At 67.3% G+C, this 15,076-nt stretch carries 13 protein-coding genes and 1 pseudogene; all 14 read left to right on the top strand.

Annotated features, from left to right (window positions below; genetic code table 11):
* The first annotated feature begins 6 nt into the window (after nt 1-6).
* The gene (locus ADL15_RS28120) at nt 7-186 is read left to right on the top strand and encodes a hypothetical protein (protein ID WP_067697461.1); all 180 of its coding nucleotides are present in this window, start codon (nt 7-9) and stop codon (nt 184-186) included.
* 110 nt (nt 187-296) lie between these two features.
* Complete coding sequence (locus ADL15_RS28115; RefSeq protein ID WP_067697459.1) at nt 297-980, top strand: hypothetical protein; 684 nt, start codon at nt 297-299, stop codon at nt 978-980.
* 352 nt (nt 981-1,332) lie between these two features.
* Nucleotides 1,333-2,046, top strand: a complete 714-nt coding sequence (locus tag ADL15_RS28110) for a hypothetical protein (protein ID WP_067697457.1) — start codon at nt 1,333-1,335, stop codon at nt 2,044-2,046.
* On the top strand, nt 2,043-2,882 hold the full coding sequence (locus ADL15_RS28105; RefSeq protein ID WP_067697447.1) for a class I SAM-dependent methyltransferase: 840 nt from the start codon (nt 2,043-2,045) through the stop codon (nt 2,880-2,882). Before ADL15_RS28110 ends, ADL15_RS28105 begins: the two co-directional genes overlap by 4 nt.
* Nucleotides 2,883-2,884: 2 nt before the next feature.
* Nucleotides 2,885-4,372 carry an amidophosphoribosyltransferase gene (gene purF, locus ADL15_RS28100; protein WP_083971834.1) on the top strand — a complete coding sequence of 496 codons (1,488 nt, stop codon included), beginning with the start codon at nt 2,885-2,887 and terminating at the stop codon, nt 4,370-4,372.
* A 150-nt stretch (nt 4,373-4,522) separates the two neighbouring features.
* On the top strand, nt 4,523-5,035 hold the full coding sequence (locus ADL15_RS51815; protein ID WP_198171051.1) for a GNAT family N-acetyltransferase: 513 nt from the start codon (nt 4,523-4,525) through the stop codon (nt 5,033-5,035).
* Between the two features lie 33 nt (nt 5,036-5,068).
* Nucleotides 5,069-6,085, top strand: a complete 1,017-nt coding sequence (locus tag ADL15_RS51810) for a phosphotransferase enzyme family protein (protein WP_083971830.1) — start codon at nt 5,069-5,071, stop codon at nt 6,083-6,085.
* A 71-nt stretch (nt 6,086-6,156) separates the two neighbouring features.
* Nucleotides 6,157-6,483 carry a transposase gene (locus ADL15_RS28090; protein WP_067697441.1) on the top strand — a complete coding sequence of 109 codons (327 nt, stop codon included), beginning with the start codon at nt 6,157-6,159 and terminating at the stop codon, nt 6,481-6,483.
* Nucleotides 6,484-6,584: 101 nt separating this feature from the next.
* Complete coding sequence (cas7g, locus tag ADL15_RS28085; protein ID WP_067697439.1) at nt 6,585-7,841, top strand: type I-G CRISPR-associated RAMP protein Csb1/Cas7g; 1,257 nt, start codon at nt 6,585-6,587, stop codon at nt 7,839-7,841.
* An 11-nt stretch (nt 7,842-7,852) separates the two neighbouring features.
* Entirely contained in the window at nt 7,853-9,277 is a 1,425-nt protein-coding gene (csb2, locus tag ADL15_RS28080) for a type I-G CRISPR-associated protein Csb2 (RefSeq protein WP_083971827.1), read from the top strand.
* Nucleotides 9,274-12,336, top strand: a complete 3,063-nt coding sequence (gene cas3g / locus ADL15_RS28075) for a type I-G CRISPR-associated helicase/endonuclease Cas3g (protein WP_067697435.1) — start codon at nt 9,274-9,276, stop codon at nt 12,334-12,336. The genes csb2 and cas3g overlap by 4 nt, the downstream gene beginning before the upstream one ends.
* Complete coding sequence (locus tag ADL15_RS28070) at nt 12,333-13,268, top strand: type I-G CRISPR-associated protein, Cas3-extension family (RefSeq protein WP_067697434.1); 936 nt, start codon at nt 12,333-12,335, stop codon at nt 13,266-13,268. The genes cas3g and ADL15_RS28070 overlap by 4 nt, the downstream gene beginning before the upstream one ends.
* Nucleotides 13,265-13,765 (top strand): annotated as a pseudogene (locus tag ADL15_RS54490) (CRISPR-associated protein Cas4); the annotation flags it as partial. The gene ADL15_RS28070 and the pseudogene ADL15_RS54490, both read left to right, overlap by 4 nt.
* A gap of 52 nt (nt 13,766-13,817) precedes the next feature.
* Nucleotides 13,818-14,030: a CRISPR-associated endonuclease Cas2 gene (locus ADL15_RS57140; protein WP_157441651.1), complete on the top strand. Its 213-nt coding sequence runs from the start codon at nt 13,818-13,820 to the stop codon at nt 14,028-14,030.
* Nucleotides 14,031-15,076: the final 1,046 nt, after the last annotated feature.

The following is a 15,076-nucleotide window of genomic DNA, read 5'->3' as shown; positions in this document are numbered from 1 at the left end:
CATCACATGACCCCCGTCCTCAACATCATCTACACCCGCGGGACCGTCCGGGCGCTCGCCCGGTTCGCACCGCTGTTCACCGACCACACCGGCTGGCGGTACCGGCTGGTCGCCAACGGCTGCACGGCTGCACCCCTGACGAGCTCGTCCTGCTGCACCGCATCGCCGCGACCAACGACCGGCTGACCGTCCACGACCTGACAGCCGACACCGTCATACCGCACGGCGAAACCCTATGCCAGCTCGCCGACACATTCACCGACGACGAGTTCTTCGGCATCGCCGACAGCGACATCGTGTGCACCGGGGACTTCACCACCGCGGCGACAGCGCTGCTGACCGACAACGCGGCGATCTTCGGCGGCACCCCGCTGTGGGCCCGGCCCCAGGACACCATCCTGGCCGCCGACCGGCAGGAGGTCTGCGGTCCGCACATCCGCACCCCGGAGGGTCTGCTGTTCGGCAGCTCCTACTTCGCCGTGTACCGCCGGACCGTCCTCGACGAGGTCCAGCAACGCTGCTCCGTCACCCTCGACAAGTACACCGCAGCGAACCTCGACACGATCGCCGACAGTCTTCAGTGCTTCCTGAAGGACCACGACGCGTGGCGCAGCGACTACACGCCCGGGAAACTGCTCAACGCCGGTCTCACCTACCTCGGCCAGCCGGTCACGTACGCCGACTTCGACGACCTGATCCACATCGGTGGATACTCCATGGCCACCTTCCAGGAGCAGGTATCCACCGGGCAGAAACCCGCCAACCCGGCGGCGATCCAGACGATGCTCGGCTTCAACGAATACCGGGGTCACATGGACCGCAAGCTCGCCGTCTGCGAACGGACGATGCGATCGTTCGCGCGCATCGACGAGACCGGTAAGCCCTGGCGCGGCGGTCAGCGGCTGCCCGACGAGGTGGAGGACCAGATCCGCGTGGTCGAAGACCTCTACGCCCGCCAGGCCCACCTGGTGGCCGGCTGATTGGCGGCGACCAGCCGGCTGTGTCCCACTCCTGCGACGGGCCGGGCACGCCGGACGTGGCGTCCCCGACCGGTATTCCGGGTGGAACCCCACGGAGGGAAACCGATGAGCACCACGACCCCCACCGTCAACGTCATCTACACCCGCGGGACCGTCCGGGCGCTCGCCCGGTTCGCACCGCTGTTCACCGACCACCGGCTGCACCCCTGACGAGCTCGTCCTGCTGCACCGCATCGCCGCGACCAACGACCGGCTGACCGTCCACGACCTGACAGCCGACACCGTCATACCGCATGGCAAGGCACTGTGCCGGCTCGCCGACACGTTCACCGACGAGCCCTACTTCGCGTTCATGGACAGCGACATCGTCGTTACCGCCGACTTCACGCCGATCGCCGGTTCCCTGCTGGACCAAGGCGAGGCCGTGTTCAGCGGCACACCGCTCTGGGCGACCCGCACGGACACCGTCATCCCACCGGCACACCGGCACGCCGACGGCCCGCACCACCACAACGACTACGGGGTGCTGCTCGGCTGCTCCTACTTCGGGATCTACCCGCGGACGGCGTTCGACGAGGTCAGCCGGCGCTGCCGCGCCACGCCGGACCGATACACCAGGGCGATGCTCGAATCCCTCGCCCCCGACTTCCGTGACTACCTGCGGCAGAACCTGCTGCTCTACGACCACTACACCGCACCGAAGATCCTCACCCTGGGCCTGGCGTTCTGCGGCTGGCCCGCGCTGTTCACCGACCTGGACGGCCTGCACCACATCGGCGGGTTTTCCACCGCCGTCTGCCGGCAGCAGCTCACCGCCGGGCAGGCCGCCGCTCAGACGCTTGACTCCTGCGACGACACCGAGCTCACCCGGCGTAAGGACGACATCGGCGAACGGATCACCCACTCGTTTGCCAGCCTCGACGCCTGCGGTCAGCCCTGGCGCGGGCGCCGGTTCCCCGGCCCGGTCGAGGCCCGGCTCCGCATCATCGAGGACCTGTACCTGCGCCAGGCCCGCCACGTCACCCCGCTGACCCCCTCTCCACCGGAAAGGCACCCTCGGCCATGACCCCACCGACCCCCGCCACCACCATCTGGGATGACAGCGCCGCCGAATACGGCAGACACACCAGCCAATACGCCACCCACACCCGCATCGGCATCGCCCTGACCGCCGTCGCGCCCGCTGACCCGCGCCGCGTACTTGACTACGGGTGCGGGCCCGGGAACTCCACCCGTCTGCTGCGCAGTGCGTATCCCGCCGCGGCGATCAGCGGCGTCGACGCAGCACCAGCAATGATCGCCCAGGCCCGCGCCGGGACGGCACCGGAGGCCGCGGTCGACTACCACCAGGCAGACCTCGCCGCCGCAGAACCGCCCACCGCGCTGACCGGCCACCTGTTCGACCTCATCGTGTTCGCGAACTCGCTGTTCCACGTCACCGACAAACCCGCCCTGCTCACCCGGATCCAGGCCCTGGGCAGCGCCGATGTCACGATCGTCTTCAGCCTCTACGACACCGTCTTCGTCCCTGCCGACCCCCTGGTGTGGCCACTGCGTGCCGAGCCGGGCGACACCCTCATGGCCCTGCTGATCGGCCAGCTCCGCGATCGAGGCCATCACATCGATGCTCGCCAGGAAGATCGGGAGATCCTCACCGAGAAGGACCTGGCCCGCCTGTTCGCTGACGCCGGGCTCACCGTGCGGTGCGCAGACATCCTGCGGCTGCGGCGCACCCCAGCGGAACGACTCTCGTTCTTCACCGTGCCCGCGACCGCCGCAGAAGTGTTCCCCGGCATCCCCGTCCAGGACGTACGCGCCGCCGCCGCCGACGTCCTCGATGACGCCGCTGACCTGCCCGAGCAGGAGCGGTGCGTCTACATGTTCACGGCCACCCGGAGTTGAGCATGATCGATCACCCGCACGGGCAAAAAGACCACCCGGACGTGACCGCCGCTGGTTCGCCGCCCGGCGAGCCATTCCGTACAGTTGCGCTAGTGGCAGCCAGTGACCGCCCTAAAGAGGCGTGCGGCGTTTTCGGCGTCCGTGACCCGCAGCAATCCGCATCCCACCTGACCTACCTCGGCCTTTTCACCCTGCAACACCGCGGCCAGGAGTCCGCCGGCATCGCCGTCAGCGACGGCACCAAGATCCTGGTCGACAAAGACATGGGACTGGTCGCCAACATCTTCAACGACCACCGTCTCCAAGCCCTGCCCGGCACCATGGCGATCGGGCATACCCGCTACGCCACCACCGGCGCCAGCGCCTGGGACGGTGCCCAACCGGTGTCCCGCGGCGCCGACGGCGTCTACTTCGCCCTCGGACACAACGGCAACCTCGTCAACACCGCCACCCTCGCCACCCGTTTCCCCACCGAGGTCTTCGGCAGCGACAGCGACGTCATCGCGACCATGCTGGCCGACGACATCACCACGCGCGGCCACGGCAACCTGACCGATGCGGTCACCGCCGTCCTCCCGCAACTGCAAGGCGCCTTCTCCCTGGTAGTCATGGATGAGACCAAGCTGATCGGAGCTCGCGATCCGCACGGCTTCCGGCCGCTGTTCCTCGGGCGTCTCGACACCGGAGGCTGGGTACTGGCCTCCGAAACCCCGGCGCTGTTCGTAGTCGGCGCCACCGTCGAACGCGAGATCACCCCAGGCGAGATCGTCGTCATCGACGACAACGGCGTGCATAGCCACCGCTTCGCCGAGGTCCAGCCCCGGAGACTCTGCACGTTCGAGTTCGTCTACGTCTCCCGGCCCGACGGCATCCTCGCCGGCACCAGCGTGGACGCCGCCCGCCGCCGCGCCGGCATCGCCTTGGCGCAACAGGCACCAGTCGACGCCGACCTGGTCGTACCGATCCCCGAATCATCGATCTCCGGCGCCCTGGGCTACGCCGCCGAATCCGGCATCCCGTACGGACAGGCGCTGATCAAGAGCCCGTACATCGGCCGGTCGTTCATCGCTCCCACCCAGGCCCACCGCGACACCGCGCTGCGGCTCAAATTCGGCCCGATCGTCGAGAACATCGCCGGCCGCCGCCTCGTGGTCGTGGAGGACTCCCTCATCCGGGCCAGTACGTTCCGCAGAACCGTTCGTATGCTCCGCGACGCCGGCGCCGCCGAGCTGCACCTGCGGGTCCTCTCCCCGCCCTACCGGTGGCCGTGCTATTACGGGATGGACACCGGAGACCGCAGCACGCTGATCGCCGCCACCAAAACCATCGAACAGATCCGCGCGGACCTAGACGTCGACTCACTGGTCTACCTCGACCTCGAACGTCTGGTCGAAGCGATCAACCCGCAACCGGCCGGCCTCTGCACCGCCTGCATGACCGGCGACTATCCCGTCCCGATCCCCCGCCCGGCAGCATCTCGCCAGCCCTGAACCTGCTGTGCCCGGACTCGCCCGCAGTCCGGGCACATGATTTCTACTGAGCGGCGGGCGTCGGCACGCCATTTCTGGAACGGCCGCCAGACCAGCCGTGTTCGGGGCAGAAACGATTTAGCTGGCCCTGCCTTCTGCGATCATGTAGCCATGATCGACTGGCTGGCGGACCCGCTCCTCGGCACGAAGGTACTGCTGCGATCCCCTGCACCAGGTGACGAGCCGGCGCTGATCGAGATGGCGACTGACCCACGCGTGTGCCGCTACTTGAAGGGGCCCGCCGAACCCGACGTTGCCAGGGAACACGCCCGCCGAAGGGTCGAAGATCCAGGCTGGGGCAGGTTCGTTGTCGTGGCTCTGACCAACCAGGAAGTCGCCGGGCAGGGAAGTATCGAGCGCAAACGCGGGCCGTGGGAGGTGTCCTACAAACTGCGGTACTCCTACTGGGGGCAAGGACTGGCCAGCGAAGCGGTAGATCTAATCCGCGCATGGTTCTTCGAGCACACCGGCGAGAACCTGTTGATTGCCACGACACAGAAAGCGAACTCACATTCCCGTAAATTACTGGCGCGAGCAGGCGCGACATTCACGGGAACCTTCACGCAGTACGGATTGGAGCAGGAACGCTACGAATTTACGAGGAGATCCGTACACAATGACTAGACGACGCCGGACGGGCGCGAATACGATTATCTCGTGCGCCAATACGCGGAAGAGGTTCTATCTACTGCTTTCGGTCTGGTCAATCCGCGTCTGACGCCGGTTCCCGGAGGTCTCTCCACCGTAAATTATGCGGCCGAGGACGACAAAGCCGGCAGGTTTTTTGTCAAGCTCTATCCGGCCGGTTCGGACCTTACCGAAGGACGGGCGGCAATCGACATCTCCCGTTTCGTTCATGCAGGTGGGATCCCTACCGCCGAAGCGGTACCTGACAAGTCTGGGGCGTTCCTTCACATCGGGAGTGGCCCTGCCATGTCCGTGTGGTCTTTCATCGACGGCCGCAACGGTGCTGATGTGACCCTCGACGGATCCGCGCTAGAAGGTGCGGGCGCGCTCCTCGGCCGTGCGCACCGGCGCCTGGCCTGCTGGCCGGGGCCGGTCAGCAGTGCGAGTGACAGGTGGTGTGATCTGCCCCGGCTTCGCGCCAGAATGACGGACATGAAATTTCGGGTTCGCGCCGCGGGGCATCTGAGCCGCGCACTGCAAAACCGTGCCGCTGAGGTATTGAAATGGCGGGAGCAGCGACTTGAGATGGTCGCCGAAACGCTGCGGAACATGCCGGTCCCGGCGGCGCAAGTTCTGCATGGCGACTGCACCGAACGCAATTTCATTTTCCGCTCCGGCGTCGGCCCGGCGCTCGTTGATTTCCGTGCGCCTTGTCGGTGGCCGATCTGGTGGGAGCTGGCGCGCATCGGCTGTGCCGTGCCTGCGATTCTCTCCGGAGACGCGCACATCAGCGCACTGGCCCGATTTCTTGCCGCCTACCGTGAGAACAACGATGAGATTCCTGTGGCCGATCTCGTGGCAGTCGCGCAGGCCGCCCGCTGCTATACCACCGCTTCGGTGACACCCCTTCAGGACTTGGTCGCGCCCGGCCCGCTGCTATCGATGCCGGTTCTGGCGAACTACGTCGAGCAGCGACACGCCGCGGTGACCGCGTTGTGGAACCGAGCTGACGACTATGACCAGGCGCTGCGGGAGGCGCTGCGATAAAGAGGACTGAGGTTCCCCCCTCGGGATCGGACATCTCGAAACCAGACAGTGGTCTGGGAAAGGATGTCCCGGTGCCTCGTCCCTCGAAGTATCCCGAGCAGTTCCGCAAGGACGCCGTCGATCTGGTCCGTACCTCGGGCCGGACGATTCGTGACGTCGGACGGGAACTCGGCGTCAACCACGAGACCCTGCGGAACTGGGTCAGCGCTGCAAAGCGTGCCGAGCAGGGTCCCGCGGCCGGCGACGGCGGTGCCGGCGGGCAGGTCAGCCCGGCGGAACGCGAGGAACTGAACCGGCTGCGTAAGAAGGTCGCCGAACTGGAACTGGTTCTTCTCGCGTTCTCTTACCGAACCCTCCTGAAACTCTCGCTACCAGGCAGTACGGCACTCCCGGGTTGATCAATTTCGCGCATGCAGTGCTACTGCGTAGGCGACGGTCCAGAAAATGTCGGTGGCTCGCGGCATAGTGACCGCAATCATCTCCAGATGAAGGGCCTCCAGTGAGCAGCGTCGAAGCCTTGTACGAAGAACTGATCTCTGCCGTCGCGTTGGCCGGGCCTCGGGCGGTGCTGCGAACCCGTGTGGCGTATCAGCCTGTTGGAGGGCCGGGCGCGAAGCTTTTCCCGCCCACATACCCGGTCTCGGAGTCGGCGAGAAGGGCCGCCACGCGAGACCCAGAAGACAAGCGGCCTGGCGAGGACGGGGCGACTGCTGAAGGGCTGGCACAGACGGCTCGGGGCAGAGCGGTGCCGTATGTCGTTGAGGTCAGGTCGGTGGGCGGGCAGCGGCGATGGACGGTCCTGCTGGATTCCGTCGCTTCGCAGGCGAATCGGGCGGAGTCCGCGCTGCTGGCGGCGACGCGCAGGGGCAGGGTACAGGTGCCGCTGCTGGAGGTCGAACACCATGGTGAGGTCAGTGAGACTCTGACGTCCCTGGAGTTTCCGCACCGCTACGCCGATGCCTATCTGCGGGACAGCGTCCTCGATGGCATCCCGTTCGACAAGTCGGAGCTGGGCCGCGCCATGCTGGCGGCGTCTGCGCACGATGCTCGTGCGTTGTATTCCAACGATCCGGGTTCGCTGGTGTTCGGGGCGTGGAACAGCCATCGCAAAGGGCGGCAGCAGAAGTTTCCTCGGGTGTACGCCAGCGAGGTGATCGGCTGGGACCCGGTGGTCGGTGCCCGTAACGCCGGGCGCATGGATCCGCTCAATCTTCAGGGCGGCGTGAAGCCGGGCAGGAGTGGCGAGGACTGGGAATTCACCTCCGTTTCGTCGAAGAAGAAGGGTGAACGGCTCAGCGAGATCGGACACGGCAACATCGCTCCCAACGAGCAGCACGGTGGTGTGACGATTACGTCCGCGGAACGGATCGCGACGCTGTCCTTGGCTGCGCTCGATCGCATCGGGTTCGGGCCGGTGGACGAGGCGGCGGCGGTGGCTGGTCGGGCGGTGCTGGCGGCGTACGCGATCATGGCGGATCGGCTTGCGTTCGGTGGTGCTTCGTTGTGGCTACGTAGCGGCTGCGAACTGCTGGTGGAGTCCGAGCGGCTGGAGTGGGTGAATCGGGGCGGCGACACGGAGCGGGTCGACGTCAGCCGTGATGAGGCGATCGAGGTGTATGCGTACGCGGTGCAGCGGGCGGCGAAGCACGGCCTCGCTGTGTCGTCCGAGCCGGTGCGGCTGACGCCGGCGAGTTCTCTGGCCAAGGCGATCGACTTCAGCATGACCAAGGCCGCCACTGTCGAAGATGGGGAGTGAGCGTGGGAGTCATGATCACGGTCCGGCTGCTGACCGGTGCGTACGACGCGGCATCGGTCGACGATCGGGAACGGGCGGAATGGCCGCCGCATCCGGCCCGGGTGTTCTGCGCCCTGCGTGCGGCGGCGCGCACCGAAACCGATATAGCAACGTTGCGATGGCTCGAAGAGCAGCCGGCGCCGTCGGTGACGGCATCCGACCTACTCGCCGAGCAGCAGCGTCAGTCGTATGTGCCCACGAATGCGGTGGCCTTGAAAGGTGGTAGCCAGACCTATCCGGGGCGGACCAACCAGCTCAAAACCCGGGTGCGGGCGATGCCGGCGTATGAGGACGTGACCATGTGCTGGTCGGCCGACGCCGACGAACAGTTGGTGGCGATGCTCGACGCCATGGCGCGCCGGGTTCCCTACCTGGGCCGTTCGACCGGCGTGGTGCTGGTCGCGGCGTCAGCGGTAGCCGCCGACACGGAGCCGGTGTCGGATGACCGCACTGTGCTGTACGAGCCTTGTGCCCTGGTCGACGCGGACACGGTCATGCGTGTGCCGTACCCGGGTTATCTGTCGCTACTCGACGAGCAGTTCGCCGTTGATCGGCCGGCGTGGGAGGTGAGCCGGTCCACTGCCTACCGACGACGCGTGCCCCGCTCTCCGGACGAGACCGTGAACGGGGAACCGGTCTCTTCACCGTATGACGACGTTCTGGTTCTGCGCTTTCGTGGATGGTCGCCGCAGGCCAGGTTGGCCGTCGACATGACCGACGCGCTGCGATCCGCGGTACTGCGGGCTGCCGGCGGCTCCGCCCCGGATGTGCTACACGGCCACCGCGTCGACGGTCGGCCGCATGTGGCGTTCCTGGCACTGCCGGATGTCGGCCACGAGCACGCCGACGGGCATCTCCTGGGCCTGGCGGTCGCCATTCCGGAGCTGCCGAAATCGGAGCGAACCCCGATCGTACGGGCGGTATTGAGTCTCCGGGACGCCGCTAAGGACGGCACGATCGAGCTCGACGTGCCACGACTCGGCCGGTTGGACCTGGAATATCGGCCCGACCTGACCAGGCCGTGGGGTGCGGTCCCGAAACGTTGGCAGCGGGCGAGCAGACGGTGGACGACGGCGACCCCGATGGTGTTGGACCGTTATCCCAAGAGGGGCGCCAGCGTCAGCGACGAGGTGCGCCGCGGGCTGCGGACAGTCGCGCTGCCGGAGCCGGTCTCGGTACGAGTGAGTGCCGAACCGTTGCTGACCGGCGGAGCCCGGCTGCGTGCGTCGGATCTGCCGGAGAAGGTACGCGGCAAGCTGTTTCGCCACGTCGAGATCGAGTTCGACCGTCCGGTACGCGGACCGGTTCTCGCCGGTGCGGGCCGGTACCTGGGCGTCGGACTGTTCGCGCCGGCCACAGATCCCCTGCCTGCCCCGCGTGACGGAGGACGGGGATGACCAGCCTGACCGCGGCGGACTTCCCCGCGTTCCTGCAGGCCGTCCACGGACGAAGCCCCTTCCCGTGGCAGGTCACGCTTGTCGAGCAGGTGCTCCGCGACGGCCGGTGGCCCGACCTGATCGACGTCCCGACCGGGCTGGGCAAGACCACGATGATCGACATCTCGGTGTTCGTCGCGGCGGCCACCGCCGGGGACCCGGCCGCGAGCAGGGTTGGACGGCGGCGTTGTTTCTTCGTGGTGGACCGGCGGCTCGTCGTAGACGAAGCCTGGGAACACGCGACCGCGCTCGCGGACGCCCTCACCACAGCCGAACGCGACGAAGGGGGTGGCGTCGTCGGCAGGGTCGCGACGGCGCTGCGCACATACGCGCCCACTGCGGGGGACGATCTTCTTACCATCACTCGGATGCGTGGCGGCACCACCTGGGACGCGGACTGGCTGGATCGTCCGGATCGTCCGGGGATCGTGCTGGGCACGGTCGATCAAGTCGGTAGCAGGCTGCTGTTCCGGGGCTACGGCGTCAGTGACCGGCGTAAGCCGATCGACGCCGCGCTAGTCGGCACGGATGCGCTGCTCCTGGTCGACGAGGCACATCTGTCGACCGCGTTGCTGGGCACAGTCGCAGCCATTCAGCAGCGCGACGAACTCGGGCTTCCGCTGCCGGGTCTGGCCATCGCTCAACTGTCCGCCACCGGCGTGCATGCCGACCACCCGTTCGCACTGGATGTAGCGGCTCACCGCGATGATCCGGTTGCCTGGCAGAGACTGACGGCCCACAAGCGGCTCGGGCTTCTCCCCACCACGGCGAAGGGGTGCGCGGCGGCGATGGCGGACACCGCTGTCGAGCGGCTGGCGCATCTGTCCAGCGATGCGGCTGCTGGAGTGGCGCCGGCTGTGCTGGTCGTCTGCAACACGGTCGACCGTGCCCGCGACGTACATAGTCAGGTGCTGCGGCGGCTTCCTAAGGACACGGCGGCGACATGTGACCTGCTTATCGGCCGATGCCGCCCGGCCGATCGCGGTGCGCCGCAGGCCGGAGCGCTGGGAGCACTTCACGTCAGCAGACCGTCGGGCTCTACCCCGGCGATTCTGGTTGCCACGCAGACCGTCGAGGTAGGGGTCAACATCGACAGCGATGCCTTGATCACCGAATCAGCGTCGTGGGATGCCCTGGTACAGCGTCTCGGCCGGCTCAATCGGCTCGGGCGATTCGCCGAGCGCTACCCAACGGAGGTTGCTGCGACGGCGACGGTGGTACATGACGGCCAAGCCGACGGGCCGGTCTACGGCGCCGCCCGGGACACGACCTGGACGGCGTTGACCGAGGCGATCGCCGCCAGCCCGGACGGCGACCTCGACGTGTCGCCGCTGGCCTGCCGCGAACTCAGCCGGACCCTGCTCGGTTCGCCGGCAACACGACGCGAACCGCACGATGCACCGGTGCTGCTGACCCCGACCTTGGACGCATGGGTACAGACGGCACCCGTGCCACTTGTCGATCCGCCGGTCGCTGCCTACCTGCACGGCTTCGACGGTGGCGTCGCGCCAGTTCAGGTGTTGTGGCGCTCGGGTCTGGTCAGCGACAACACGGTGGACGATCCGTTCGAGGACGGTCCTACCGAACTCGATCCGCGCGGGGCCGCGGCGATACTGGCCCAGTTCCCTCCCCGGACCGCCGAAATCATCGAGGTTCCGTGGTTCGCGGCCCGGCAATGGATGCTCGGCCAGGACACCGAGGTCGTCGGCGATCTCGAGTCCGAACCTGATCCCGGAAGGGCCCGCCCCTCCGCCGTACGTGACCGTTTCCGTGCCCTTGCCCAGCGGCCCGCTCGGCAGGCAGGACGTGGCTACCGTGACGGCGACGCCGAATGGCGCTGGACCTGGATCGAACCGGAGTCTCTGCGGCCCGGCGACCTGATCATCGTGCCGACGGAACGTGGTGGCCTCGACCGTTACGGCTGGGCCCCCCGCGAAGAAGGCACCGTTGTCGATGCCAGCGAGCCTGCCGGCTTCATGCCCCAGCGCGGACGGCGGCCCACGATGCTGCGTCTGGACGACGCGCTGGCAGATCGGCTTCGCCTGCCCGACGAGGCACGTGTGCACCTGCGCCGGATGATCACCGCACCGAGCCGCGACGGTCAGCACGACGATAAACTCTTCGCGGGCAGCCCGGCATGGCAGACACTGGGCAAAAAAATCGGGCGACAGTTACCACCGCAACCCCCGCCAGGAATCTCTTGGCCACCGGCAGCATGGGAACGTCTGATCCTGTGGTGGAAGAGCGGAAGGCTCTCCGTAGTCGAACTGGTCGACGGCTCCGACGCAGTAACCGACAGCCCTGCGAAACCGGTCGCCCGGCTACTCTGCGGACCTGCCGGTAACGCTGAAGACGCCGATGCTCAACCCGAGCGCGACGACGAGGAGCCGGCAGGCAGCTCCAGGAGCAGCCGCCAGGTCACTCTCGCGCACCACCATGAGGCTGTAGGCCGCCGCGGCTGGCAGATCGCCGAAGCTATGGGGCTACCCGCTGACCTTCAGCAGGTCATCGAGAGCGCCGGCGGCTGGCACGACCTGGGAAAGGTCGAGGAGCGCTTTCAGATCATGCTGCACGGTGGCGACCCGCGTGAGGCTGAGATCGCCCCGGAGCCGCTGGCGAAATCGGGGCTCGACCCGGCCAACCGCCAAGCATGGCGGCGGTCCACCCGGATCAGCGGCCTGCCACCAGGAGCACGTCACGAAGCCTGGTCCGCAGCCCTCGTCGCCGAACACCTCCGGGAGCACCCACACCCGGGAGATACCGACCTGCTGGTCCACCTCGTCGCCGCGCACCACGGCTATGCCCGTCCCCTCGCCCGGCTCGTGGTGGACCCCGGCCCGCGGCCAGTGGTCGCTCTCATCAAGGGCCATAAGACGGTCGTCGACTCGGACAAGACCGTGGACCTGGATCAGCCCGCGCGCTTCGCCCGGCTGAACGCACGCTACGGCCGGTGGGGTCTCGCCCTGCTGGAGGCCATCGTCCGGTGCGCAGACATGACCGTCTCCCAGGAGGGATCATGACCTCCATCGCCCTGCCCGCACTCGACGGCCGAACGCCCCTCGGATTCCTGGCCGCCCTCGGCACCATGCGCCTGATCGTTGACCACACCGAAAATGACGCGAAGCTTTCCTGGTCACCGCGTGACTGCACCGCCGTGCTGCACAGCAGCCACACCGACCTCGACACCGTCGTAGCCGACCTGGTGTCGGTGATGAGGTCCATCCCGGCGGGGGGAGCACTGCCCGGCGTGTCCGCCGAGTTCCCCCCGCTCGGGGCCGCGCCCGACAAGCTGCGGCTGCCCCGGCCCGACTTCCGGACATACGCAGAAAGAATTACCGACAACCCACAGGTCGAACGATGGCTCGGCATGCTGGTCACCGACTTGACCCTAGACAACGAAAAACGCATAGCCATCACCCCCTACGCAGCACCATCCGGAAAACAGTCCATGCGGACCATGCTCGAAAAGCCACTCGCCGAGCTGAGAAAACGCCCGGAACTGCTGCGCGAAGCGCTCACCGGATGGCGACGCCAACCCGGCGTGACCGGCGAATACCTCGACCACCGCGTGCTATACGACACTGCCGACACCCCCGACGGACGAGACGGCAGTGAACGGGGTGTCCCCGGCGCGACATGGCTGGCGCTGATGGCCTACCCGCTGCTGTCCACCACCGCCCCCACCGGCCCGCCGTTGAGCACGTGCTGGCAGGACCGCGGCCGCAACGACCGGCGCATGGTCTACCCGCTGTGGTCACAGCAACTCGACATTCCCGCGATCGTCGCGCTGCTCAACCATCCGGTCCTCGGCACCGCCGAGGACCATCGGCCCTCGCCCCAGGCGAAACTGCTGTCGATCTTCTGGATCGGGCACGCCGGCCGGCGCCGGATTCCCGCCCGCAAATCCGCCGGCGTCCTCGCCCCGATCGCCATCCAGAAGGGGCGAGCATGAGTGCAGTTCCCGTACGCCCGGCAATCGAGGGCCTGCCCGAAACCGTTCCCTCGCGGATGGTCAACGAGTTCGTGTACTGCCCGCGGCTGTTCCACCTCGAGTGGGTCCAAGGCCGCTTTGCCACCAGCGACGACGTCGAAGAAGGCCGCTACGTGCACCGCGTAGTTGACGAACCCGGCGGTGACCTCCCCGAACCCGACGACGACATCGAACGTTTCGCCGGTCGTACCTCCCGCAGCTTTTGGCTCACCTCCACCGACCTCGGTGTCAGCGCGAAGATCGACATCGTGGAGATCACCGCCGACGGAACGGTCGTGCCCGTCGATTACAAGAAGGGCTCACCCGACAAACACGGACGGCCATGGCCGTCCGACGAGATCCAGTCCGTACTGCAAGCACTTCTGCTGCGAGAGGCCGGATACCAGGTCCCCCACGCCGAAATCTGGTACGCCGAGACCCGCCGACGCGTCTCGATCCCCATCGACGACCAGCGCCTCGACGACACTCGAAATCTGCGAACCCCAACGCCTACGCCAAGTCTGCAAAGTCATGGAATCCTACGGCGAACGCCTGCAATACTCCCTGTTCATCTGCGACCTCAGCCGCACCGAACTGATTCACGCTCGCGCCGAGGTCGAGGCCAAGATGAAACTCTCCGAAGACTCAGTAGTCATCGTCGACCTCGGCGACGTCGACACGGGACGGTTCACGTTTATCGGCCGACGTAGACCACTACCCACTCATGGCGTCCGGATAGTCTGATACGAGCGCTCCGGTAAGCCTCGAAACCGCGGGGAGCGCTCGCATGCAGTTCAGAGCCTAAAAACATCAGGAATCCAACGAAATTGGTCCATGCAAAACAACGTCACGACACACCGCTCGCGACGGCTCGCAAAACGGCAGCTCAGAAGGCACAGTTTCTGCGAGCCCTCTTCCCGGCCGTCCCGGCCGGGCTCCGTAGCGGCTCGCCGTCGTCGGAGCGTTCCCGCAGGATCTTCTCCTCTTCCCGGCCGTCCCGGCCGGGCTCCGTAGCGGCAGGACCTCGTTGACGACCTTGCCGAAGCTGTCCCGCGCTCTTCCCGGCCGTCCCAGCCGGGCTCCGTAGCGGCCTCTGAAGCGCGCCGCCGATCTGCGCTTCGTCGACTCTTCCCGGCCGTCCCGGCCGGGCTCCGTAGCGGCGTGCCAGGCGCGGGTTGACGGCGCAGGTGGCCTTGGTCCTCTTCCCTGTCGTCCCGGCCGGGCTCCGTAGCGGCAAAGCGATCGGTAACGGCCTGACCGGGATCCGTAACTCTTCCCGGCCGTCCCGGCCGGGCTCCGTAGCGGGCGCTCCAGCTTGCGGATCAGCTCGACGCTGATGCCAGACTCTTTCCGGCCGTCCCGGCCGGGCTCCGTAGCGGCCTGTCGCCGCGCAGGAACCACAGCAGTTCCACGGCCTCTTCCCGGCCGTCCCGGCCGGGCTCCGTAGCGGCCGCTCAGCCCGCCCGAGCGCTACATCACGCAGCTGGACTCTTCCCGGCCGTCCCGGCCGGGCTCCGTAGCGGCTACCCGTGCGCCCCGTACCGGCGGTACGCGGACCGGCTCTTCCCGGCCGTCCCGGCCGGGCTCCGTAGCGGCCGGTACGGCACTCGCGGAAGAACTTAGGCCCTGCCACCTCTTCCCGGCCGGGCTCCGTAGCGGCCTATCTTTGGATCTAAGACCTAAGTTGTAACCAGAACGTCCTCTTCTCGGCCGTCCCGGCCGGGCTCCGTAGCGGCAGCAGCAGACGCCACTGGCGGCCGCGCCACATCTCGACCTCTTCCCGGCCGTCC

The organism is Actinoplanes awajinensis subsp. mycoplanecinus (assembly GCF_001509495.1).
In the GTDB taxonomy this organism is placed as follows: Bacteria; Actinomycetota; Actinomycetes; order Mycobacteriales; family Micromonosporaceae; genus Actinoplanes; species Actinoplanes palleronii.
Note: the sequence above shows the minus strand (reverse complement) of the source record. Positions and strands in the feature narration are given on the sequence as shown.

Bases quoted from the DNA above. Each gene is read 5' to 3' on its own strand.
- ADL15_RS28070 (WP_067697434.1), top strand. From the start codon at position 12,333: ATGACCTCCATCGCCCTGCCCGCACTCGACGGCCGAACGCCCCTCGGA.
- cas3g (WP_067697435.1), top strand. From the start codon at position 9,274: ATGACCAGCCTGACCGCGGCGGACTTCCCCGCGTTCCTGCAGGCCGTC.
- purF (WP_083971834.1), top strand. From the start codon at position 2,885: ATGATCGATCACCCGCACGGGCAAAAAGACCACCCGGACGTGACCGCC.
- csb2 (WP_083971827.1), top strand. From the start codon at position 7,853: ATGATCACGGTCCGGCTGCTGACCGGTGCGTACGACGCGGCATCGGTC.
- ADL15_RS28105 (WP_067697447.1), top strand. From the start codon at position 2,043: ATGACCCCACCGACCCCCGCCACCACCATCTGGGATGACAGCGCCGCC.
- ADL15_RS28110 (WP_067697457.1), top strand. From the start codon at position 1,333: ATGGACAGCGACATCGTCGTTACCGCCGACTTCACGCCGATCGCCGGT.
- ADL15_RS28120 (WP_067697461.1), top strand. From the start codon at position 7: ATGACCCCCGTCCTCAACATCATCTACACCCGCGGGACCGTCCGGGCG.
- ADL15_RS57140 (WP_157441651.1), top strand. From the start codon at position 13,818: ATGGAATCCTACGGCGAACGCCTGCAATACTCCCTGTTCATCTGCGAC.
- ADL15_RS51815 (WP_198171051.1), top strand. From the start codon at position 4,523: ATGATCGACTGGCTGGCGGACCCGCTCCTCGGCACGAAGGTACTGCTG.